Origin of the sequence: Pseudomonas sp. RW3S2 (assembly GCF_014268955.1) — a bacterium.
Taxonomy (GTDB): domain Bacteria; phylum Pseudomonadota; class Gammaproteobacteria; order Pseudomonadales; family Pseudomonadaceae; genus Aquipseudomonas; species Aquipseudomonas wayambapalatensis.
Map to the genome: position 1 here is coordinate 44,087 of NZ_JABWRM010000026.1, position 20,800 is coordinate 64,886.

Genomic DNA, 20,800 nt, shown 5'->3' on the forward strand with positions numbered 1-20,800 from the left:
GGGCATGAATCAGACGGCCTCGTTGTTCTCGTCCTCGAACGCAGCGAACACCGGATCCTCGGTGACGATCTCTTCGGCGGCGATGAATTCATTGGTCACGATGCCTTCGGCGATTTCGCGCAGGGCGACGACGGTTGGCTTGTCGTTTTCCCACGCCACGCGTGGCTCTTTGCCGCCGGTGGCCAGTTGGCGGGCGCGCTTGGTCGAGAGCATGACCAGCTCGAAGCGGTTATCCACGTGTTCCAGGCAGTCTTCAACAGTTACGCGGGCCATGGTCTTCCTCAGTAGCAGATGCGATTAGCGTGCAGCCCAGAATGGGCAGGCGGACTCGATAGTTTAAAAAATCACCAGCCAATAGGGAAGGCCTGTTTTGTCTGGTGATCCGTGTCAGCTGCTCGTGGGAGCGGGCTTGCCCGCGAAAGGGCCGTAACAGACGGCCTCTCACTTGAATCTGACGATAACGCTTCCCGCCCCGCGAACACAACAGCTTCACAACATCGCGTCACGCAATCGCGGGGTCAGCTCCTCGAACAGCGTCTGCACCGAGCGCAGCGCGCGGCAATCGGGGCGGGTCAGCAGCCACAACTGGGTGTCGCAGCCTGGCAGCGCGCCGCTCAAGGCCTCGACGCCGGGCAGGGTATCGACCATATAGTCGGCCAGTGCCGCCACCCCCATGCCGGTGCTGACCAACTGAGCAATGGTCGACATGCCACTGCACTGGTAACGCGGGATCAGGTCGGGGTGCTGCTGGTTGCGCCAGACCACCGTGGGGTGGTCCTGCATGGCGTCGTCCGGGGCGATCCACGGCACGCTGTTTGGCGACTCGGCCAGGCGCTCGCGAAACTCCGGGCGTCCGCAGATTACATAGGACGTTGAGCCCAGGCAGCGTCCCACCAGGTGCTCCGGCGGTGTGTTGGTCAGGCGCAGGGCGATGTCGGCGTCGCGGCGGCTGAGGTTGGCGAAGGTGTTGGAGGTGCCCATCTCCAGCGACAGCGCGGGGTAGTTGGGCATGAACTCGGCCAGCGCGGGGAGCAACAGGCTGTGCAGCACGGCTTCGGTGCAGGTCAGGCGCACCGTGCCGCTGACCACCTGCTCGCCGCTGGTCAGGGCGATGCGCGCGGCGTCCAGCGCCTGCTCGGCACGCTCTGCCTGTTCGGCGAGGGCCTGCGCGGTGTCGGTCGGCAGGTAGCCCTTGCGGCTCTTGACGAACAGCGCAGTGCCCAGCGCCGACTCCAGCCGCCGGATCGAGCGGAATACCGTTGAAACATCGACCTTAAGGAGCTCGGCGGCCTTGGCCAGTGAGCGGCCACGTTCCAGTGCCAGGACCAGGGCGAGGTCCGCGTGATTGATCTGATATTGCATTTGTGCACGCTCTGCTTGCCGATTTGCCAATGTCTGTTGCACTGGAGCCCACTTTATAGTGGAACGGCCCCCGGGAATCAATGCGCCCGGCGAGCGACATAATTCCCCCACGATGGGGCAGTGAAAAGAACAACAGCAGCAACCATCGTCGCCCTCGAGGCGCCAGCCGTATCCCCACATCGCCGCTCCGAATCAAAGGATGTACAGCCATGACGTCGGTCTCCCCGTGCGCCCGTTCTTCCCGCGAGATGAATGAATTCCTGGAAGCCCACCCGGATACGCAGTACGTCGATCTGTTGATCTCCGACATGAACGGCGTGGTGCGCGGCAAGCGCATCGAGCGGGCCAGCCTGCACAAGGTGTACGAGAAGGGCATCAACCTGCCGGCTTCGCTGTTCGCCCTGGATATCAACGGCTCGACCGTCGAAAGCACCGGCCTTGGCCTGGACATCGGCGATGCCGACCGCATCTGCTACCCGATCCCCGGTTCGCTCTCCAATGAGCCCTGGCAGAAGCGCCCGACGGCCCAGTTGCTGATGACCATGCACGAAATCGAAGGCGAGCCGTTCTTCGCCGATCCACGCGAAGTGCTGCGCCAGGTGGTGAGCAAGTTCGATGCGCTGGGCCTGGAAATCTGCGCGGCGTTCGAGCTGGAGTTCTACCTGATCGACCAGGACAATCTGAACGGTCGACCGCAGCCGCCGCGTTCGCCGATCTCGGGCAAGCGCCCGCAGTCGACCCAGGTCTACCTGATCGATGACCTGGACGAGTACGCCGACTGCCTGCAGGACATGCTCGAAGCCGCCAAGGAGCAAGGCCTGCCGGCCGATGCGATCGTCAAGGAAAGTGCTCCGGCGCAGTTCGAGGTCAACCTGCACCATGTCGCCGACCCGCTCAAGGCCTGCGACTACGCGATCCTGCTCAAGCGCCTGATCAAGAACATCGCCTACGACCATGAGATGGACTCGACCTTCATGGCCAAGCCCTATCCGGGCCAGGCGGGTAACGGCCTGCATGTGCACATCTCGCTGCTGGACAAGAAAACCGGCAAGAACATCTTCGCCAACGATGACGCGCTGCAGAGCGAAACCCTGCGCCACGCCATTGGCGGTGTGCTGGAAACCATGCCGGCATCGATGGCCTTCCTGTGCCCGAACATCAACTCTTACCGCCGCTTTGGCGCCCAGTTCTATGTGCCGAACGCACCGAGCTGGGGCCTGGACAACCGTACCGTGGCCCTGCGCGTGCCCACCGACAGCAGCGATAACCTGCGCATCGAGCACCGTGTCGCAGGGGCCGATGCCAACCCTTACCTGATGCTCGCCGCGATTCTCGCAGGCATCCACCACGGCCTGACCAACAAGGTCGAGCCCGGCGCGCCGATCGAGGGCAATTCGTACGAGCAGCTCGAGCAGAGCCTGCCGAACAACCTGCGTGACGCCTTGCGCGCGCTGGATGACAGCGAAGTCCTCAACCAATACATCAGCCCGGAATACATCGACATCTTCGTGGCCTGCAAGGAAAGCGAGCTGGCGGAGTTCGAAGTGTCGATCTCCGACCTCGAATACAACTGGTACCTGCACACGGTGTAAGCCCATGAGCGCAAACGCGGTTCCCTTGATCGGTGTCAGCGCCTGCCGCCAGCAGGTTGGGAAGAACTCGTCGCACACGGTGGGCGACAAGTATGTCGAGGCGGCAGGTTTTGCCGGGTTGCCGCTGATCCTGCCGGCGCGCGACACGGCCAGCGACCCGCAGGCGCTGCTGGCGCGCCTGAATGGCATTCTTTTTACCGGCTCGCCTTCAAATGTCGAGCCGCATCATTACAATGGCGCCCCCAGCGTGGACGGTACCCGGCACGACGTTGCGCGTGATCGCCTGACCCTGCCGTTGCTGCAGGCCGCCATAGCCGCCGGCGTGCCGGTGTTGTGCATCTGCCGTGGATTCCAGGAACTCAACGTGGCCTTGGGTGGCACTCTGCACCAGCGAGTGCAGGAACTGCCCGGCTACATGGACCACCGCGAACCTGAGGACGCACCCCTGGAGGTGCAATACGGGCCTCGACACACGGTCGGCATTGCGCCGGGCGGATTGTTCGAGCGCCTGGGCCTGGCTGCGCAGTTCGAGGTCAACTCGCTGCATAGCCAGGGTATCGACCGTCTGGCCCCGGGCCTGCGTGTCGAGGCACGGGCCCCGGATGGCCTGATTGAAGCGGTGTCGATGACTGATGCGCCGGGCTTCGTGCTTGGCGTGCAATGGCACCCGGAGTGGCGTTTCGCCGAAAACCCGGTCTCCCTACGTCTGTTTCAGGCGTTTCGCGAGGCCTGCATTGCCCATGCTGCTCGGGAGGGTTCGCGCCAGAAGGCATTCTGACGTTACCCGAAGGTCTCGGATGACCCACCCCCTGCAGCAAGCTTTCAATGAGTGAAAGCGGGCCTTGTTCGCAAGGCCTGTGAAAACAATACCAATAGCAACGGCAAATAACTCATGAGCGAATACACAGAAGCCGGCCGCCCTCCCGATGTGGCGGCCGACGCGGGCAGCAACACCCAGCGTGCCAGCAAAGGCCTGGCCAAAGGTCGCCTGGGCCTGCTGGCCAGCGTGGTGCTGGGCATCTCCACCATTGCCCCGGTCTATACCCTGACCGGCGCCCTCGGCCCGACCGTACGCGAAGTCGGCGCCCATCTGCCGGCGGTCTTCATCGTCGGCTTCCTGCCGATGCTGCTGGTTGCCCTCGGCTACCGCGAGCTGAACGCCGCGGAGCCCGACAGCGGCACCTCTTTCACCTGGTCGGCACGTGCCTTCGGCCCGATGATCGGCTGGATCGGTGGCTGGGGGCTGGTCGTTGCCACCACCATCGTGCTGTCGAACCTGGCCGGTGTGGCTGTCGATTTCTTCTACCTGTTCATCGGACAGATCACGGGGCATCACGCGTATGCCGCGCTGGCGGACAACCTGCTGATCAACGTCACCACCTGTTGTGCGTTCATCGCCCTGGCGGTGTGGATCTGCTGTCGGGGCATGGGCACCACCATGACCGTGCAGTACGGCCTGGTCGCCCTGCAATTGCTGGTGTTGGTGGGCTTTGGTTTTGCGGCTTTCGGCGAGACCACTGCGCCGCCGCCGCTGGAGTTCGATCTCGCCTGGTTCAACCCCTTCGGTGTCGAATCGTTCTCGGCCTTCGCGGCCGGCCTGTCGCTGTCGATCTTCATCTTCTGGGGCTGGGACGTGTGCCTGACCGTCAGCGAAGAGTCCATCGGCAGCGACGAAGTGCCCGGCAAGGCGGCCACCTGGACGGTGCTGCTGATCCTGGGGCTGTACCTGTTCACCGCCATTGCCACCTTGCAATTCGCCGGTATCAGCGACAGCGGTCTGGGCCTGGGTAATCCGCGCATCCAGGAGAACGTCTTCGCCCACCTGGCCGGCCCGGTCATGGGGCCGCTGGCGATCCTGATGTCGATTGCGGTGTTGGCCAGCACCGCGGCATCGCTGCAGTCGACCTTCGTGTCTCCTGCGCGCACCCTGCTCGCCATGGGCTACTACGGTGCCGTGCCGCAGCGTTTCGCCAGCGTCTGCCCGCGTTCGCAGACGCCGCGCTACGCGACCATCTGTGCGGGCGTGGCGGCGGCCTTGTTCTACGTGACCATGCGTACCCTGAGCGAGAACGTACTGGCCGACACCATCACCGCGCTGGGGATGATGATCTGCTTCTACTATTCGCTGACCGCGTTCGCCTGTGTCTGGTACTTCCGCGACAGCCTGTTCGACAGCCTGCGCCACTTCTTCATGCGCGGCCTGTGCCCGCTGGTGGGTGGGGTGATCCTGTCGGTGATCTTCGTGCGTACCGCGATCGACAGCGCTTCGCCCGACTTTGGCAGCGGCTCGCATGTAGGCGGGCTGGGGCTGGTATTCGTGATCGCGGCGATCATCTCGGTGCTGGGCATCGTGCTGATGATGCTGTCGCGGCTGCGCGCCCCGGCGTACTTCCTCGGGGCAACCTTGCAGCAGCAGGCGAAACTTCAGTTGCAGGAATAAGGCGTAGGTGGGGCTGCTGTGCAGCCTGATCGCGGGGCAAGCCCGCTCCTACAGGTGCGGTGCCGTACCTGTAGGAGCGGGCTTGCCCCGCGATTGTTTCAGCCGACCAACTGCTTCAACAGCGCACCATGGCGCTGCTGCTGCTTCTTGAGCAGCAACCGGTTCGAACGGAACACCGACTTCAGGTCTTCGAGCGCGTCTTCGAAGTCGTCGTTGACGATGACGTAGTCGAACTCGTTGTAATGCACCATCTCGCTGACCGCTTCCTTCATGCGCCCGGCAATGATCTCTTCGCTGTCCTGGCCGCGTCCGTCCAGACGCTGACGCAGGGCTTCCTGGCTCGGTGGCAGGATGAAGATCGACAGGGCCTCGGGCATCAGCTTGCGCACCTGCTGCGCACCCTGCCAGTCGATTTCCAGGATCAGGTCGAAGCCTTGTTCGAGGGTTTCCTGCAGCGCGCTGCGCGAGGTGCCGTAGTAGTTGCCGAACACCTCGGCGTGCTCGAGGAAGTCGCCTTGGGCGATCAATGCCTTGAACTCCTCGTGAACCACGAAGTGGTAGTTCACCCCGTGAGCCTCGCCCGGGCGCATGGCGCGGGTGGTGTGGGAGACAGACACGCGGATCTGCTGGTCTTGCGCGGTCAGGGCGGTGACCAGGCTGGTCTTGCCAGCGCCGGAAGGCGCCGAAACGATGTAGAGGGTGCCGCTGCTGTGGTTCATGGTGGGGTGGCCTTACTCGATGTTCTGTACTTGTTCACGCATCTGTTCGATCAGCACCTTCAGGTTGACCGCCGCCTGGGTGCTGCGCGGGTCGAAGGCCTTGGAGCCGAGCGTGTTCGCCTCGCGGTTGAGTTCCTGCATCAGGAAGTCCAGGCGTCGTCCGGCGGCGCCGCCCGACTTGAGCACTCGGCGCACCTCGGTGACGTGGGTGCTGAGGCGGTCGAGTTCTTCGGCGACGTCGCTCTTTTGTGCCAGCAGTACCATTTCCTGCTCCAGACGCTGCGGGTCGAGTTCGGCCTGCAGGTCGTTGAAGCGGTCGACGATGCGCTGGCGCTGGGCTGCCAGCATCTGCGGCACCAGGGTGCGCAGTGTGGCGACCTCGCTGGTCATGGCGTCCAGGCGCTCGTTGATCAGTCGTGCCAGCTCCTGGCCTTCGCGCAGGCGACCGGCCTTGAGTTCGGCCAGCGCCTCGTCGAACAGGGCGATGGCTTCGGCGTTGAGGGCCTGCGGGTCGGCGGCATCGGCCACCAGCACGCCGGGCCAGGCCAGCACTTCCAGCGGGTTGAGCGGCGCCGGCTGCTTGATCAGCCCGGCCACGGTCTCGGCGGCGGCGACCAGTTGCGCGGCGCGCTCGCGATCGACCTGCAGCGGCTTGCCGGTGCTGTCGTCGGACAGGCGCAAGGTGCATTCGACCTTGCCGCGCGACAGCCCCTGGCGCAGACCTTCACGTACCGCGCCCTCGAGGTCACGCAGGGCTTCCGGCAGGCGCAGGTGCGGTTCGAGATAGCGATGGTTGACCGAGCGCAGCTCCCAGGCCAGGGTGCCCTGGCTGCCGGCGCGCTCGACGCGGGCAAAGGCGGTCATGCTGTGCACCATGGGGAGTACCTCGCGAATTCGGTTTGTACGGGGGAAGCCTTTCGGCTGCAAGGCGCAGGATTGTAGCGCAGTGCGGCGGTGACGCCCAATCGAACCATGCTACAGGGCGGGGCTGCTATCGGTGGGAAAAGTCGACGGGGTGCGAGGCCGCGACAATAGGCATGTCCTCCCAGGACGCGCGGCTCTATAATGGCCGCCAGATTCGATTTCCGGTACAGGTATCCCAGATGAAACGTCCAAGTGGTCGCGCTGCCGATCAGCTTCGCTCGATCCGCATCACCCGCAACTACACCAAGCACGCCGAGGGGTCGGTACTGGTCGAGTTCGGTGACACCAAGGTCATCTGCACGGTCAGCGTCGAGAACGGTGTTCCGCGCTTCCTCAAAGGCCAGGGCCAGGGTTGGTTGACCGCCGAGTACGGCATGCTGCCGCGCTCCACTGGCGAGCGTAACCAGCGTGAGGCCAGCCGTGGCAAGCAGGGCGGTCGCACCCTCGAGATCCAGCGCCTGATCGGCCGTTCGCTGCGTGCGGCACTGGACATGAGCAAGCTGGGCGACATCACGCTGTACGTCGACTGCGATGTGATCCAGGCGGACGGCGGCACTCGCACCGCTTCGATCACCGGCGCCATGGTCGCCCTGTGCGACGCCCTGGCGGTGATCAAGAAGCGTGGCGGTCTAAAGGGCGGCAATCCGCTCAAGCACATGATCGCCGCAGTGTCGGTGGGCATGTACCAGGGCGAGGCAGTGCTGGACCTCGACTACCTCGAAGACTCGGCTGCCGAAACCGACCTCAACGTGGTCATGACCAGCGCCGGTGGCTTCATCGAAGTGCAGGGCACTGCCGAAGGCGCGCCGTTCCAGCCTGAAGACTTCAACGCCATGCTGGCGCTGGCGCAGAAGGGCATGACCGAGATCTTCGACCTGCAGCAGGCTGCATTGGCCGACTGAAGCTGCGCCAAGGAGGCGATGGACCCATGAGTGAGACGAATCTGCCGATCGAAACGCCGAGCGCCGAAGTTCGGCAATGGGCGATGTTCTGCCACTTCAGCGCCTTGCTCGGGCTGGTGATGCCGCTCGGGCATCTGCTCGGGCCACTGGTGATGTGGATCTGGAAGCGTGAGGTCGATCCGTTCGTCGATGCCCAGGGCAAGGAGGCGCTGAACTTCCAGATCAGCGTCACCATTGCCGGATTCATCTGCTTCCTGCTGATGTTCGTGGTGATCGGCATCGTGCTGTTCGCCATCCTGGCAGTGGCCGTGCTGATCCTGATCATCCTTGCAGGGGTTCGGGCCAATGAAGGCAAGCCGTACCGCTATCCGCTGATCTGGCGGCCGATCAAGTAGCCCCGCGCGCTCAAGGGAGCTGCAAACCGCCAGCTGCCTTGTGCAGGGCGCGCAGGTGTTCACCGATCTGTTTCACATTGGCCTCGATTGCCGCAATCTCCTTCGCCCGTGCAGGCTCCAGCAATGCCCGTACTTCCTTGTCCAGATCGGTACTCAGGCGCAGCAACTGCGCCTGCCGCTCGCTGCTGACCTTTTCAAGGTGCACGCGCTCCTGAGGTTGGGGCAAGCCGTAGCCATCCGCCTCGAGCAATTCGGCCGGGCGGCTGAGGAACCCACTGTTGGCAAGCATCTTCTGCAGCGTGGCGTTGGCCTTGTCGATGCTGCCGTCCTTGAGTGCGGCGGCGTTCAGGTAACGTTGTTTGACTTCATCCTGTGCCAGTAGCAACTGACGGCGCAGGCTGGCCTGCTCGAGCAGCAGCAAGGCAGCACTGGTGCGCAGATCGGCCTGGGCGAACCAGGGGCGGCGTTGCTCGGCATCCTGGGCCAACCAGTCCTCCACCGCTGTCTGCTTGATCGGCAACTGTTTCTTCAGCACCTCGAACATGGCCTGATAGCGATCGCGATAGGAGTCGAAGCGATACCCCAGGCGCAGCGCCTCACGCGGGTCGTCGAGCACACTGGTGTCGGCCAGCCCCCGCCCCTTGAGCACCTCCAGCAAACCATTGGGCATGATCGCGTCGAGGTCGCTGAAGCGTTGGTCGGCGGTGCCGCTGCGCATCAGCTTGAGGGTTTCCACCGCGCAGTTGTTGGACAGGAAGTAGTAATTGCCGTCGTAGCTCCAGTGCATTTCGGCAGCCTGGCGCACCAGGTCCTCGATCTGCTGGCGGTCGAGCTTGAGCGGCACGGAGGCCAGGCTGCGCAGTTCGGTCTTGGTGTACTCGTCGATCACCTGGCCCAACGGCAGGACGAACAGGCGCGACGGATAGGCGCCGGTCAGGCCGTCCCAGCTGGACAGTTGCACATCATTGACGAACGCGCGGTACGACAACACCAGGTGGCGGTCCAGATCCAGGCGGCAGTCTGGCCCGCGTGGGCGGCCCGGTGCGCAGATCACCAGGCGCAGCATGCTGTGTCCCCAGCGGCTGACCCAGTTCTGGTTGGCCTCGGCAAGCAGGTAGTCGACTTCGTAGACGCGCTCCGGGTCGATCTCGCCCAGTGGCTCTCGGGCGAAGTCGCTGCCGGCGTTAAGGAACGGCAGACCCTTGGCGCAGGTGTCCTGCTTGGGTGCCCAGCCGAAATGATCGCGCAGGTACTGGTTCAAGGCGGGGCGTCGGCAGCCATAGCTCGGGTCGAGGAGGAAGTACTCCATGTTGACCGCGACAAACTCCTTGGGGCTGCTCAGCTCGTAGCTGTCCGGGGTGCGTACCAGTTGACCGTTGTGCTGTTCACGCTCGCCGCGACGGCCGACGTACTGCGGCCAGCCGGCAAGGTCGAGCAGGCGCGGATCGTCACTCAGGGTGAAGCGGCGTGCTGTCTGGCCACGGCATTGCTGGGGGAGGCCGATCTGGCCGAGGGTGCCCTGCTGGCGGTTGCAGCGGGCAATCAGCGAGCGCTCGGCACTGGGCCACAGTCGCGCGCGATCATAGATATGGGTCAGCTCGTGCAGTACGGTGGCAAGCAGTTCTTCCCGCACCGTGCCGTGGGGGCGATGGGTTTTTTCCTTGGCGGCACTGCCATCGGTGAGCCCTGGCAGCAGGCGACTGTTGAGGTTGATGGTCGAGACTGGCGAAGCCTGGCCGTAGGCATCGGCGGGCATCTTGTCGGTCCAGCTGACCTGGATGCGTCGATCCAGACGCTGCTTGAAAGAGGGAGGCAGCTTCAACAGTGCCTCATCCAGCAGTTGCTGGGAGGCGTGCTGCTGTCGAGCGTCCAGACCGGCAGTCTGCAGCTCGAGCTGCAGATCGGCCAGGGCGGGCGTGCCGAGCAGCGTCAGGGCGCAGCCGAGCAGCCAGGCACGCACACGCTTCACAGCGACAGGATGGCTTCGGCCAGTACCTGGTCGCTGGCATTGCGCGCTTCAGGCACGCGGTCGCGCAGGGTGTCGAATGCGGCTTCGAGCTGGGCGCCGCGAATATCGCCATTGCTGGCGACGAAGCTGGCGGCGTCGTCGCGGGCTTCGCGCACGACTTTGGAGTCGCGGATCGAGGTGGTGGTGTCGGATGTGAAATCGATCGAGCGGCCAAAGGCGCGAACGATGATATTGCTGGTGGCCACCAGGGTTTGCGCCTGGGCCAGGTCGGCCAGCAGCAACATGCCGAGGGTAGCGGCGATCAGCGGTTTACGCATGGAGCATCTCCGAAAAATACAGGGAGTCAGGTGTGATCATTGGACGAGAATTGCTTCCGCCAGTTCAAGGTCGCCGACGGACTGACGCGAATAGATATGACGCAGTTCCGTCAGTGCAGCTTGCAGGCGTGCGCCGCGAATCCGACCGCCAGTGGCGACGAATACGGCCGCATCATCATGGGCCATGCCGATGATCTTGCGGTCGAACGGCGCAGTGGTCACCTGGCTGGTGACATAGCCGGTCATGACCGGAAACTGGGTCGTGACATCCATGGCATGGGCGCTTCCCACACTGGCAATGGCGAGCAGCAAGGGCACAAGGTAACGCATGGGCTTGGACAACGCTCTGTCGACAGGGTGAATGCTGTCCCGCAGGCAGCGGGGGCGCCGTAGCCTGCGGGTACGATGGCTGGAGTCAGAGGGCCAGGATGGCCTGTGCCAGTTGCGCGTCGCTGGCTTGCAGCGCAGGCATCTGCTGGCGGATATGGATGAAGGCGCTTTCCAGCTTCGCGCCGCGAATATCCCCTTGGCTGCCGACGAAGCTGGCAGCATCGTCACGGGCGGCCTGGACGATCTTGTCGTCGCGGAACGAAGAGGAAATGTCGGAGGTGGCGTCGGTGGACGCGGCCACTGCGCCAACCACGGCATCGGTGGTGACGACGAAGCTGGTGGCGTGGGCGGTGCCCGCCAAGGTCAGCAGCATTGCAGCGCCAAACAAGTATTTACGGGACATGGTAGGGCTCCTGCGGGGGTAGTTCTGGTTATTCGGACGCTCGCACTGCTCGTCACGGCACTTGAAATGACAGGCAGCGCGTTTGACCAAGCTAACAGGCCGCTGTCGCAAGCGTACCACGCAGCTCTGTTTCCAGATGTGAAGGACGAGATCGGAACAAACTGTTATGGTTGTTTTCTGTTTTTTTAAAATTGTACTGCTTGTGAGTTGAGCAGCTCAACTGCGCGCCTTTGAAACAAAAAACCCGTCGCAGTTCCCTGCGACGGGTTTTGAGAAATCGCGGTGCCGGCCTTGGGCCGGCAAGCCGGAGCTTAGCGCCAGAAAGGCTTGCTCAGCTCTTGGTAGCGCTGGGACTCGCTGATGCCGGCGTCGGCCAGCAGGCGGGCATCCAGGCGAGCCAGTTGACGGCGGCTGGCGATGCGACGCTGCCACAGCAGCAGGGTCGACAGGGCGCGCAGAGGAGCCGAGGCTTTGGATTCAACGTTGTTTTCGAAAACCAGACCGGAACTGAGGGTACGTTCCATGATGTGTCATCCTTCCGCTTGTGGCGGGATTAGGTAGTGATTTAACTGATGCCAATGATCCTCCCCTGTCGTCCATAACAGTAGATACAGTTCAACAGTATTGCGATGGGCCAGTTAACTGTTAAACGCTACTGTTGCACTCGGAATTGGCATAACTGTACTGGTCTGCACTATTTCTGTGCATTTATGCTCAATTTGAAAATATTGGCGGCATTGAAGCGCGGTTTCTAGCGGTACAGTAGTACAGTTTTTGAATATTTATCGGTTGACTGTTTTAGCCAGGCAGACGTCATCGCGGGACGACCCCGCTCCCACAACTGAAATGTGGAAGCGGGGTCGTCCCGCGATGGGTTCAGAGGAGCAATGCAGTTGGCGGATCAGCCGGCCAGCATCCGCCCGCTTTCTTCCAGGTTCTCGTGCCAGCTCAACGCTTCGCGCAGGATATGCGGAGTGTGCCCGCCTCTCTGGCAGGCGCGGTCGAAGTAGTCGTTGAGGGCCGCACGGTAGTCCGGGTGCACGCAGTTGTCGATGATCGCCCGGGCACGTTCGCGTGGTGCCAGGCCGCGCAGGTCGGCCAGGCCCTGCTCGGTGACCAGGATGTCCACGTCATGCTCGGTGTGATCGACGTGGCTGACCATCGGCACCACGCTGGAAATCGCGCCGCCCTTGGCCATCGACTTGGTGACGAATACCGCCAGATGAGCGTTGCGGGCGAAGTCGCCGGAACCACCGATACCGTTCATCATCCGGGTGCCGCATACATGGGTGGAGTTGACGTTGCCATAAATGTCGAACTCCAGCGCGGTGTTGATCCCGATGATGCCCAGGCGGCGCACCACTTCGGGGTGGTTGGAGATCTCCTGCGGACGCAGCACAAGCTTGTCCTTGTAGCGCTCCAGGTTGCCGAACACCTCAGCGTTGCGGCGGGTCGAGAGGGTGATCGAGCTGCCCGAGGCAAAGCTCAGCTTGCCGGCATCCATGAGGTCGAAGGCCGAATCCTGCAGCACTTCGGAGTACATGGTCAGGTCTTCGAACGGCGAGTCGATCAAGCCGCTCAGCACGGCATTGGCGATGGTGCCGACACCGGCCTGGAGAGGGCCGAGCTTGTTGGTCATGCGCCCTTCGTCCACTTCTTTCCTGAAGAAGTTGATGAGGTGGTCGGCGATAGCCTGGGTTTCGTGATCCGCTGGCAGTACAGTGGACGGCGAGTCGGGCTGGTCGCTGACGACGATGCCGACGATCTTGGCCGGATCAATCGGGATCGCGGTGCTGCCGATGCGGTCATCGACCTTCACCAGCGGGATCGGCGTGCGGGTCGGGCGATAGGTCGGGATATAGATGTCGTGCAGCCCTTCGAGGTTGGGGTTGTGCGACAGGTTGATCTCGACGATGACCTGCTTGGCGAAGATCGCGAAGCTGGCCGAGTTGCCCACCGAGGTGGTTGGCACGATGTGGCCCTGTTCTGTGATCGCGACCGCTTCGATGACTGCGATGTCCGGCAAGGTCAGCTGCTTGTTGCGCAATTGCTCGACGGTTTCCGACAGGTGCTGGTCGATGAACATCACCTGCCCGTCATTGATGGCCTTGCGCAGGGTATTGTCCACCTGGAAGGGCATGCGCCGGGCAAGTACACCGGCCTCGGTCAGTTGCTTGTCCAGGTCGTTGCCCAGGCTGGCGCCGGTCATCAGGCTGATCTTCAGTGGCGACTGCTTGGCTCGTTCGGCCAGGGCGTGTGGCACTGCCTTGGCTTCGCCGGCGCGGGTGAAGCCGCTCATGCCGACGGTCATGCCGTCCTTGATCAGGCCAGCGGCATCGGCCGCACTCATTACCTTGCTGTGCAGGGAGGACAAGCGGATACGATCACGGTACATGGATTGTTATCTCGGGCTACTTGGGCTACTGCAGCGCAGTCTAGAGATTTCGCCCGATGCCGTCCCGCGACCATGGTCGTATGAGAAGCCTGGAAATAGAGCCGTTGATCTGGATCAGCAAAACGACAAGGCCCCAGGAAAAATCTTCCCGGGGCCTTCTATAAGAGCGGCTGTTCAGTTCGGAAAAGGACTACTCCACCGCCTTGACCATGTCCTCGATGACTTTCTTGGCGTCACCGAACACCATCATGGTCTTGTCCAGGTAGAACAGTTCATTGTCCAGGCCCGCATAACCGCTGGCCATGGAGCGCTTGTTGACGATGATGGTCTTGGCCTTGAAGGCTTCGAGGATCGGCATGCCGGCAATCGGCGACTTGGGATCGTTCTTCGCTGCCGGGTTGACCACATCGTTGGCGCCCAGCACCAGCACCACGTCGGCCTGACCGAACTCGGCGTTGATGTCCTCCATCTCGAACACCTGATCGTACGGAACCTCGGCCTCGGCCAGCAGTACGTTCATGTGCCCGGGCATGCGCCCCGCCACCGGGTGAATCGCATATTTCACGGTGACGCCGTTATGGGTCAGCTTCTCGGTCAGTTCTTTCAGGGCGTGCTGGGCGCGGGCCACTGCAAGGCCGTAGCCGGGAACGATGATCACGCTGTCGGCGTTGCTCAGCAGGAAGGTTGCATCGTCGGCCGAGCCGGATTTCACCGGGCGCTGCTCCTTCGTGCCAGCCGCCGCGCCGCTATCGGTGTCGCCACCGAAACCACCGAGGATGACATTGAAGAACGAGCGGTTCATCGCCTTGCACATGATGTACGAGAGGATTGCGCCGCTGGAACCGACCAGGGAGCCGGCGATGATCAGCATCGAGTTGTTCAGCGAGAAGCCGATGCCTGCCGCCGCCCAGCCCGAGTAGCTGTTGAGCATCGACACCACTACCGGCATGTCGGCGCCGCCGATCGGGATGATGATCAGCACACCCATGACGAAGGCGAGGACCAGCATCAGGGTGAAGGCGCTGTAGTGCCCGGTGAAGGTGAACAGCAAGCCCAGGGCGAGGGTGGTGATGCCAAGGATCAGGTTCAGCTTGTGCTGGCCGGCGAACTGTACGGGTGCGCCCTGGAACAGGCGAAACTTGTACTTGCCCGACAGCTTGCCGAAGGCGATCACGGAGCCGGAGAAGGTGATCGCGCCAATGGCTGCGCCGAGGAACAGCTCCAGGCGATTGCCGGTGGGGATCGGGTCGCTGATGCTGGCGACGATGCCCAGCGATTGCGGCTCGAGCACCGCGGCGATGGCGATGAACACCGCGGCCAGGCCGATCATGCTGTGCATGAAGGCGACCAGCTCTGGCATCTTGGTCATCTCGACGCGCTTGGCCATGATCGACCCGGCGCTGCCGCCGATCAGCAGGCCGACGAGCACATAGCCGATACCCGCGGTGGCGCCGCCGCTACCGACCGAGAGTGCGGCGAGCTTATAGATGAGGCCGATGGTGGTGAGCATGGCGATGCCCATGCCGATCATGCCGAACAGGTTGCCGCGCCGTGACGTGGTCGGGTGCGACAGGCCTTTGAGGGCCTGGATGAAGCAGACCGAGGCGACCAGGTAGAGAAGGGTGACCAGATTCATGCTCATGCTTACTTCTGCCCCTCGTTCTTGGTTTTCTTCTTGAACATTTCCAGCATGCGGCGGGTGACCAGGAAGCCACCGAACACATTGACCGCGGCCAGGGCCACGGCGAGGGTGCCCATCAGCTTGCCGGCCGGAGTCACGGTCAGCGCTGCGGCGAGCATCGCGCCGACGATGACGATCGCGGAAATCGCGTTGGTCACCGCCATCAGCGGGGTGTGCAGCGCCGGGGTGACGTTCCAGACCACGTGATAGCCAACGTAGATGGCCAGTACGAAGATGATCAGGTTGTAGATTCCGTGGGAAATCAGCATGTCTTCCATTGTCGTGCTCCTCAGCCGTTCTTGCGCACGACCTGGCCGTCGCGGCACATCAGGCACGCGGCGACGATGTCGTCTTCCAGGTTGATCACCAGAGCGCCGTCCTTGTCGAACAGCAGCTTCATGAAGTCCAGCAGGTTGCGTGCGTACAGCGCCGAGGCGTCGGCAGCCAGCTGGGCGGGCAGGTTGGTCGGGCCGACGATGGTCACGCCGTGCGCCATCACGACCTGATCGGCGACCGTGAGCGGGCAGTTGCCACCCTGGGCTGCGGCGAGGTCGATGACCACCGAGCCCGGTTTCATCTGCGCCACGGTCTCGGCGCTGAGCAGCGTCGGGGCCTTGCGGCCGGGGATCAGTGCGGTGGTGATGACGATGTCGGCCTGCTTCGCGCGTTCGTGCACCGCCTGGGCCTGGCGTTGCATCCAGCTGGCCGGCATCGGGCGGGCGTAACCGCCTACGCCTTCGGCGCACTCGCGTTCTTCGTCGGTCTCATAGGGGACGTCGATGAACTTGGCGCCGAGCGATTCGATCTGTTCCTTCACCGCTGGCCGTACGTCGGACGCTTCGATCACTGCTCCGAGACGCTTGGCCGTGGCGATGGCCTGCAGGCCGGCCACACCGGCACCGAGAATCAGCACGCGCGCGGCTTTCACGGTGCCCGCAGCGGTCATCAGCATGGGCATGAAGCGTGGATAGTGGTGCGCCGCAAGCAGCACGGCCTTGTAGCCGGCGATGTTGGCCTGCGATGACAAAACGTCCAGGCTTTGCGCGCGCGAGGTGCGCGGAGCGGCTTCAAGGGCGAAGGCGGTGATGCCGTGTTCGGCCATCCTTGCGATGAGCTCGCTGTTGAAAGGGTTGAGCATGCCCACCAGGATACTGCCGGGATTGATCCGGGCCAGTTCCTGGTCGCTGGGCGCCACTACCTTGAGCACCAACTGCGCGCCCAAGGCATCGCCAGCGTCACCCAAGGAAGCGCCCGCGGCCTCATAGGCGCTGTCCGGGATGCTGGCTTTGAGCCCGGCGCCCCGTTCGACAGTGACCTGATGGCCCTGGCCGACCAGTTTCTTGATGGTTTCCGGGGTCGCGGCGACCCTCGCCTCACCCGTCTGCGTCTCTAGAGGAACACCAATGTGCACGACTTTGTCTCCTGCGGTGACCTTGTCATTGTTGATTCCAGCGCACTTCGGGTGGTGCGGCTGGAGCGGCCTTTGAGCATGCATACCGCCGGTTCCGGGGCGGGCGAGGCATTTTGCAGATGAACCGAAGGTGCTTCAACCAGTTCTGGAGCGAAACGAAGTTAAAACTACAAGTCACCCTGTGACCACTTGTCGCAACCATCCGCCTTCAGGCTGTCAAGGACGCGCTATTGGGAGCTTAGGAGAAAAAAACGAAATTTTTTGGCGGTTTTCGTTAGTAGTTTGCTAGATGTCGTAAAAACAGCGGCAAACCCCCGCGGTTATTAGGGTTGATTCGGTTTTTCCCGCTTATGGAACAGTTTATGGATTTGCGACAAATCCATATATCTGTAGGTGTTTAAAATAATTGACTACGAAGTCAGCTTTCAGTCTCATGCACCTGCTGCGTAGTCGCGGGCCTGGATCACCAGCCAGTCGCGGAAGGCGCGCAGCGAAGCTGACTCCACCTTGCGCTCGGGGATCATCAGATAGTAGGCCTTGTCGCTCGACAGGGCATGCTTGTTTGCGACCACCAGCCGGCCTTCCGCCAGCTCGCGCTGGATCAGGAACGGCGGGATCAACGCGATGCCCATTTCGTGCATGGCCGCCTGCCCCAGCATGGAAAACAGCTCGTAGCGCGGGCCGTTCATGTCGCGCTCCACACTCATGCCCAGGCTGTCGAACCACTGCCGCCAGGCATAGGGGCGGGTGGTCTGCTGCAGCAATGGCAGCTCGGCTATGGAGTCGGCGTCGAGCGTGTCTCTCCCGTTGAGCCATTGCGGGCTGCATACCGGCATCGGGTTTTCACCCATCAGGCGGTGTGACTGGGTGCCAGACCAGTCGGCGTCGCCGAAGTAGATGGCTGCGTCGAAGGCGGTGTCGGCGAACAGGAACGGCCGCGTGCGGTTGGTCAGGTTGACCGTTACCTCCGGATGGCGTTGCTGGAAGTCCTTCAGGCGGGGGAGCAGCCACTGGGTGCCGAAGGTCGGCACTACGGCCAGTTCGATGACGTTGGCGCCCTGCTGGCGCATCACCGACAGGGTATCCCGCTCCACCGCATCCAATTGCGCCGAGACCTGGCGGCTATACGACAGGCCGGCCTCGGTCAGCTTCACGCCCCGGCGCGAGCGTCGGAAAAGCTCCACATTGAGAAAGCCCTCGAGGCCACCGATTTGCCGACAGACGGCACCTTGGGTCAGCGCCAGTTCCTGAGCGGCCTTGGTAAAGCTCTCGTGGCGGGCCGCCGCCTCGAAGCAGACCAGTGCCGTGGTGCTGGGGATCTTGCGCCGCATGTACGTCATCCTCACTTATAAGGGGCTCGAAATAGGTATTTCACTTATTACGGAGTGAGAAAATAGCACTAATGAGTGCGCAATCCTCGTTTGTCCGTTGACAGGTTCCGGCCTAGGATCAAGGCAACAAGAATTTCGTCGCACACCTTTCGAGGACTCTGCCCATGGCCGGTAAAGCAAGTTTCAACTGGATCGACCCGCTGTTGCTGGATCAGCAGCTCACTGAAGAAGAGCGCATGGTGCGTGACAGCGCTTATCAGTTCGCCCAGGACAAGCTGGCTCCGCGGGTGATCGAGGCGTTCCGTCACGAACAGACCGATCCGGCAATTTTCCGCGAGATGGGCGAGGTCGGCCTGCTGGGCGCGACCATTCCGGCCGAGTATGGCGGTATTGGTCTCAACTACGTGTGCTATGGGCTGATTGCCCGTGAGGTGGAGCGGATCGACTCGGGTTACCGCTCGATGATGAGTGTGCAGTCTTCGCTGGTCATGGTGCCGATCAACGAGTTCGGCAGTGAAGCGCAGAAGCAGAAGTACCTGCCCAAGCTTGCCAGCGGTGAATGGATCGGTTGCTTCGGTTTGACCGAGCCCAACCACGGCTCCGACCCTGGTGCAATGATCACTCGCGCGCGCAAGGTCGAGGGTGGCTACAGCCTGACGGGCAGCAAGATGTGGATCACCAACAGCCCGATCGCTGATGTGTTCGTGGTCTGGGCGAAGGACGATGCCGGCGATATTCGTGGCTTCATTCTGGAAAAGGGCTGGAAGGGCCTGAGCGCTCCGGCCATTCATGGCAAGGTTGGCCTGCGCGCGTCGATCACCGGTGAGATCGTCATGGACGGCGTGTTCGTGCCGGAAGAGAACATTTTCCCTGAGGTACGTGGTCTGAAAGGCCCGTTCACCTGTTTGAACTCGGCGCGCTATGGCATTTCCTGGGGCGCGCTGGGGGCGGCGGAGGCTTGCTGGCACACTGCACGCCAGTACACCCTGGACCGCAAGCAGTTCGGCCGCCCTCTGGCCGCCAACCAGCTGATCCAGAAGAAACTCGCCGACATGCAGACCGAGATCACTTTGGGGCTGCAGGGCTGCCTGCGGCTGGGGCGAATGAAGGACGAGGGCTCGGCGGCGGTGGAGATCACCTCGATCATGAAGCGCAACTCCTGCGGCAAGGCCCTGGACATCGCCCGTCTGGCGCGCGACATGCTCGGCGGCAACGGAATCTCTGACGAGTTCGGGGTGGCGCGTCACTTGGTCAACCTCGAGGTGGTCAACACCTATGAAGGTACGCATGACATCCATGCGTTGATTCTCGGCCGCGCGCAGACCGGCATTCAGGCGTTCTATTAATAGAGGGGCGCGGCCATGGGAGCGCTGTCACATCTGCGGGTGCTGGACCTGTCGCGTGTATTGGCCGGACCGTGGTCCGGCCAGATTCTCGCCGACCTCGGGGCTGACGTGATCAAGGTCGAGCGACCGGGTACGGGTGATGACACCCGGGCGTGGGGGCCGCCCTTCCTGCGGGACGCCCACGGCGAGAACACCAGCGAGGCGGCCTACTATCTGTCGGCCAATCGCAACAAGCGCTCGGTGACGATCGACTTCACCCAACCTGAAGGTCAGCGCCTGGTGCGCGAACTGGCGGCAAAGTCGGATATCGTCATCGAGAACTTCAAGGTGGGCGGGCTGGCGAGCTATGGGCTGGATTACGAATGCCTGAAGGCGGTCAATCCCAAGCTTATCTATTGCTCGATCACCGGCTTCGGCCAGACGGGCCCCTATGCCAAGCGCGCGGGCTACGATTTCATGATCCAAGGGCTGGGCGGGCTGATGAGCCTGACCGGGCGGCCTGAGGGTGAGCAGGGGGCTGGGCCCATGAAGGTGGGGGTGGCGCTGACCGACATTCTCACCGGGCTGTATTCCACGGTGGCGATCCTTGCGGCACTGGCGCATCGCGATCAGTCGGGAGAGGGCCAGCATATCGATATGGCCTTGCTGGATGTGCAGGTGGCGTGTCTTGCCAACCAGGCAATGAACTACCTGACCACGGGTACATCGCCCAAGCGTCTGGGCAATGCGCATCCCAACATCGTGCCTTATCAGGATTTTCCGACGGCTGATGGTGACTTCATCCTTACCGTGGGTAACGACGGGCAGTTCCGCAAGTTCGCAGAAGTGGCCGGTCAGCCGCAGTGGGCGGATGATCCGCGCTTTGCCACCAACAAGCAGCGGGTTGCGCATCGGGCGGAGCTTATTCCTCTAATCCGACAGGCGACGGTGTTCAAGACCACGGCCCAATGGGTGGCGGAGCTGGAAAGGGCTGGGGTGCCGTGCGGCCCGATCAACGACCTGGCGCAGATGTTTCAGGATCCGCAGGTGGTGGCGCGCGGGCTGAGGGTGGATGTTCCTCATCCGCTGGCGGGCAGCGTGCCTCAGGTGGCGAGCCCGATCAGGTTGTCGGAGACGCCCGTGGAGTATCGTCGCGCCCCACCTTTGTTAGGGGAGCACACCGAGGCAGTACTGCTGGATGTCTTGGGCCTGGATGCAGGGGCTGTTCAGTTGCTGCGCTCTGCTGGCGTGTTGTGACAGCGTATTGGCTATGTATAGAAGCGGGGAGGCGGACAGGCCTCCCC

Annotated in this window: 21 protein-coding genes; 7 read left to right on the forward strand and 14 right to left on the reverse strand. The window is 62.8% G+C overall.

All coding sequences use genetic code 11. The features are described from left to right. Positions 1-9: 9 nt before the first annotated feature. Positions 10-273 carry a DNA-directed RNA polymerase subunit omega gene (gene rpoZ, locus HU748_RS24900; protein ID WP_003253383.1) on the reverse strand — a complete coding sequence of 88 codons (264 nt, stop codon included), beginning with the start codon at positions 271-273 and terminating at the stop codon, positions 10-12. 216 nt (positions 274-489) lie between these two features. Next, entirely contained in the window at positions 490-1,362 is an 873-nt protein-coding gene (locus HU748_RS24905; protein WP_186670061.1) for a LysR family transcriptional regulator, read from the reverse strand. A 209-nt stretch (positions 1,363-1,571) separates the two neighbouring features. Between HU748_RS24905 and HU748_RS24910 the strand changes: the two genes are divergently transcribed. The 3 genes from HU748_RS24910 to HU748_RS24920 all read left to right on the forward strand — a co-directional run bounded on the left by HU748_RS24910 (position 1,572) and on the right by HU748_RS24920 (position 5,394). Continuing rightward, positions 1,572-2,954, forward strand: coding sequence for a glutamine synthetase family protein (locus HU748_RS24910; protein WP_186710926.1), 1,383 nt, complete (start codon positions 1,572-1,574; stop codon positions 2,952-2,954). Between the two features lie 4 nt (positions 2,955-2,958). Next, positions 2,959-3,732 carry a gamma-glutamyl-gamma-aminobutyrate hydrolase family protein gene (locus tag HU748_RS24915; RefSeq protein WP_186722373.1) on the forward strand — a complete coding sequence of 258 codons (774 nt, stop codon included), beginning with the start codon at positions 2,959-2,961 and terminating at the stop codon, positions 3,730-3,732. A gap of 114 nt (positions 3,733-3,846) precedes the next feature. Continuing rightward, positions 3,847-5,394 (forward strand): APC family permease, encoded by a 1,548-nt coding sequence (locus HU748_RS24920; RefSeq protein ID WP_186670059.1) that lies wholly within the window; start codon positions 3,847-3,849, stop codon positions 5,392-5,394. A gap of 98 nt (positions 5,395-5,492) precedes the next feature. Here the strand turns inward: HU748_RS24920 and gmk are convergent, their stop codons facing one another. Continuing rightward, positions 5,493-6,113, reverse strand: coding sequence for a guanylate kinase (gene gmk, locus HU748_RS24925; protein ID WP_186670058.1), 621 nt, complete (start codon positions 6,111-6,113; stop codon positions 5,493-5,495). Between the two features lie 12 nt (positions 6,114-6,125). Then, positions 6,126-6,989 carry a YicC/YloC family endoribonuclease gene (locus HU748_RS24930; protein WP_186670057.1) on the reverse strand — a complete coding sequence of 288 codons (864 nt, stop codon included), beginning with the start codon at positions 6,987-6,989 and terminating at the stop codon, positions 6,126-6,128. A 227-nt stretch (positions 6,990-7,216) separates the two neighbouring features. Between HU748_RS24930 and rph the strand changes: the two genes are divergently transcribed. Both rph and HU748_RS24940 read left to right on the forward strand, forming a co-directional pair. After that, the gene (gene rph / locus HU748_RS24935) at positions 7,217-7,939 is read left to right on the forward strand and encodes a ribonuclease PH (RefSeq protein WP_186670055.1); all 723 of its coding nucleotides are present in this window, start codon (positions 7,217-7,219) and stop codon (positions 7,937-7,939) included. Positions 7,940-7,965: 26 nt separating this feature from the next. Beyond that, entirely contained in the window at positions 7,966-8,334 is a 369-nt protein-coding gene (locus HU748_RS24940; RefSeq protein WP_054894864.1) for a DUF4870 domain-containing protein, read from the forward strand. A 10-nt stretch (positions 8,335-8,344) separates the two neighbouring features. Here the strand turns inward: HU748_RS24940 and HU748_RS24945 are convergent, their stop codons facing one another. The 10 genes from HU748_RS24945 to HU748_RS24990 all read right to left on the reverse strand — a co-directional run bounded on the left by HU748_RS24945 (position 8,345) and on the right by HU748_RS24990 (position 18,171). Further along, the gene (locus tag HU748_RS24945) at positions 8,345-10,303 is read right to left on the reverse strand and encodes a DUF4105 domain-containing protein (protein WP_186722375.1); all 1,959 of its coding nucleotides are present in this window, start codon (positions 10,301-10,303) and stop codon (positions 8,345-8,347) included. Next, a complete protein-coding gene (locus tag HU748_RS24950) occupies positions 10,300-10,620 on the reverse strand; it encodes a DUF2388 domain-containing protein (protein WP_186670051.1) in 321 nt (106 codons plus the stop codon). Before HU748_RS24950 ends, HU748_RS24945 begins: the two co-directional genes overlap by 4 nt. A gap of 36 nt (positions 10,621-10,656) precedes the next feature. Continuing rightward, positions 10,657-10,950 carry a DUF2388 domain-containing protein gene (locus tag HU748_RS24955; RefSeq protein ID WP_186670049.1) on the reverse strand — a complete coding sequence of 98 codons (294 nt, stop codon included), beginning with the start codon at positions 10,948-10,950 and terminating at the stop codon, positions 10,657-10,659. Positions 10,951-11,035: 85 nt separating this feature from the next. Continuing rightward, entirely contained in the window at positions 11,036-11,353 is a 318-nt protein-coding gene (locus HU748_RS24960; protein ID WP_186670047.1) for a DUF2388 domain-containing protein, read from the reverse strand. A 311-nt stretch (positions 11,354-11,664) separates the two neighbouring features. Beyond that, positions 11,665-11,877 (reverse strand): DUF1127 domain-containing protein, encoded by a 213-nt coding sequence (locus tag HU748_RS24965; RefSeq protein ID WP_054894859.1) that lies wholly within the window; start codon positions 11,875-11,877, stop codon positions 11,665-11,667. Positions 11,878-12,254: 377 nt separating this feature from the next. Next, positions 12,255-13,748, reverse strand: coding sequence for an acetyl-CoA hydrolase/transferase family protein (locus HU748_RS24970; RefSeq protein ID WP_186722377.1), 1,494 nt, complete (start codon positions 13,746-13,748; stop codon positions 12,255-12,257). Between the two features lie 190 nt (positions 13,749-13,938). Continuing rightward, positions 13,939-15,390 carry an NAD(P)(+) transhydrogenase (Re/Si-specific) subunit beta gene (locus HU748_RS24975; protein ID WP_054894857.1) on the reverse strand — a complete coding sequence of 484 codons (1,452 nt, stop codon included), beginning with the start codon at positions 15,388-15,390 and terminating at the stop codon, positions 13,939-13,941. A 2-nt stretch (positions 15,391-15,392) separates the two neighbouring features. After that, positions 15,393-15,707, reverse strand: coding sequence for an NAD(P) transhydrogenase subunit alpha (locus tag HU748_RS24980; protein ID WP_023378063.1), 315 nt, complete (start codon positions 15,705-15,707; stop codon positions 15,393-15,395). Positions 15,708-15,718: 11 nt separating this feature from the next. Beyond that, positions 15,719-16,840, reverse strand: a complete 1,122-nt coding sequence (locus HU748_RS24985) for a Re/Si-specific NAD(P)(+) transhydrogenase subunit alpha (RefSeq protein ID WP_186711758.1) — start codon at positions 16,838-16,840, stop codon at positions 15,719-15,721. A 431-nt stretch (positions 16,841-17,271) separates the two neighbouring features. After that, positions 17,272-18,171, reverse strand: coding sequence for a LysR substrate-binding domain-containing protein (locus tag HU748_RS24990; protein ID WP_186670039.1), 900 nt, complete (start codon positions 18,169-18,171; stop codon positions 17,272-17,274). Positions 18,172-18,335: 164 nt separating this feature from the next. On the opposite strand from HU748_RS24990, the gene HU748_RS24995 reads away from it, so the two are divergent. Next, positions 18,336-19,517 carry an acyl-CoA dehydrogenase gene (locus HU748_RS24995; protein WP_186722379.1) on the forward strand — a complete coding sequence of 394 codons (1,182 nt, stop codon included), beginning with the start codon at positions 18,336-18,338 and terminating at the stop codon, positions 19,515-19,517. Between the two features lie 15 nt (positions 19,518-19,532). After that, the gene (locus HU748_RS25000) at positions 19,533-20,753 is read left to right on the forward strand and encodes a CaiB/BaiF CoA-transferase family protein (RefSeq protein WP_186722381.1); all 1,221 of its coding nucleotides are present in this window, start codon (positions 19,533-19,535) and stop codon (positions 20,751-20,753) included. Positions 20,754-20,800: the final 47 nt, after the last annotated feature.

Excerpts from the sequence above, each read along its gene's own strand:
- rpoZ (WP_003253383.1), bottom strand. The coding sequence starts at position 273 with ATGGCCCGCGTAACTGTTGAAGACTGCCTGGAACACGTGGATAACCGC.
- HU748_RS24905 (WP_186670061.1), bottom strand. The coding sequence starts at position 1,362 with ATGCAATATCAGATCAATCACGCGGACCTCGCCCTGGTCCTGGCACTG.
- HU748_RS24910 (WP_186710926.1), top strand. The coding sequence starts at position 1,572 with ATGACGTCGGTCTCCCCGTGCGCCCGTTCTTCCCGCGAGATGAATGAA.
- HU748_RS24915 (WP_186722373.1), top strand. The coding sequence starts at position 2,959 with ATGAGCGCAAACGCGGTTCCCTTGATCGGTGTCAGCGCCTGCCGCCAG.
- HU748_RS24920 (WP_186670059.1), top strand. The coding sequence starts at position 3,847 with ATGAGCGAATACACAGAAGCCGGCCGCCCTCCCGATGTGGCGGCCGAC.
- gmk (WP_186670058.1), bottom strand. The coding sequence starts at position 6,113 with ATGAACCACAGCAGCGGCACCCTCTACATCGTTTCGGCGCCTTCCGGC.
- HU748_RS24930 (WP_186670057.1), bottom strand. The coding sequence starts at position 6,989 with ATGGTGCACAGCATGACCGCCTTTGCCCGCGTCGAGCGCGCCGGCAGC.
- rph (WP_186670055.1), top strand. The coding sequence starts at position 7,217 with ATGAAACGTCCAAGTGGTCGCGCTGCCGATCAGCTTCGCTCGATCCGC.
- HU748_RS24940 (WP_054894864.1), top strand. The coding sequence starts at position 7,966 with ATGAGTGAGACGAATCTGCCGATCGAAACGCCGAGCGCCGAAGTTCGG.
- HU748_RS24950 (WP_186670051.1), bottom strand. The coding sequence starts at position 10,620 with ATGCGTAAACCGCTGATCGCCGCTACCCTCGGCATGTTGCTGCTGGCC.
- HU748_RS24955 (WP_186670049.1), bottom strand. The coding sequence starts at position 10,950 with ATGCGTTACCTTGTGCCCTTGCTGCTCGCCATTGCCAGTGTGGGAAGC.
- HU748_RS24960 (WP_186670047.1), bottom strand. The coding sequence starts at position 11,353 with ATGTCCCGTAAATACTTGTTTGGCGCTGCAATGCTGCTGACCTTGGCG.
- HU748_RS24965 (WP_054894859.1), bottom strand. The coding sequence starts at position 11,877 with ATGGAACGTACCCTCAGTTCCGGTCTGGTTTTCGAAAACAACGTTGAA.
- HU748_RS24970 (WP_186722377.1), bottom strand. The coding sequence starts at position 13,748 with ATGTACCGTGATCGTATCCGCTTGTCCTCCCTGCACAGCAAGGTAATG.
- HU748_RS24975 (WP_054894857.1), bottom strand. The coding sequence starts at position 15,390 with ATGAGCATGAATCTGGTCACCCTTCTCTACCTGGTCGCCTCGGTCTGC.
- HU748_RS24980 (WP_023378063.1), bottom strand. The coding sequence starts at position 15,707 with ATGGAAGACATGCTGATTTCCCACGGAATCTACAACCTGATCATCTTC.
- HU748_RS24990 (WP_186670039.1), bottom strand. The coding sequence starts at position 18,171 with ATGCGGCGCAAGATCCCCAGCACCACGGCACTGGTCTGCTTCGAGGCG.
- HU748_RS24995 (WP_186722379.1), top strand. The coding sequence starts at position 18,336 with ATGGCCGGTAAAGCAAGTTTCAACTGGATCGACCCGCTGTTGCTGGAT.
- HU748_RS25000 (WP_186722381.1), top strand. The coding sequence starts at position 19,533 with ATGGGAGCGCTGTCACATCTGCGGGTGCTGGACCTGTCGCGTGTATTG.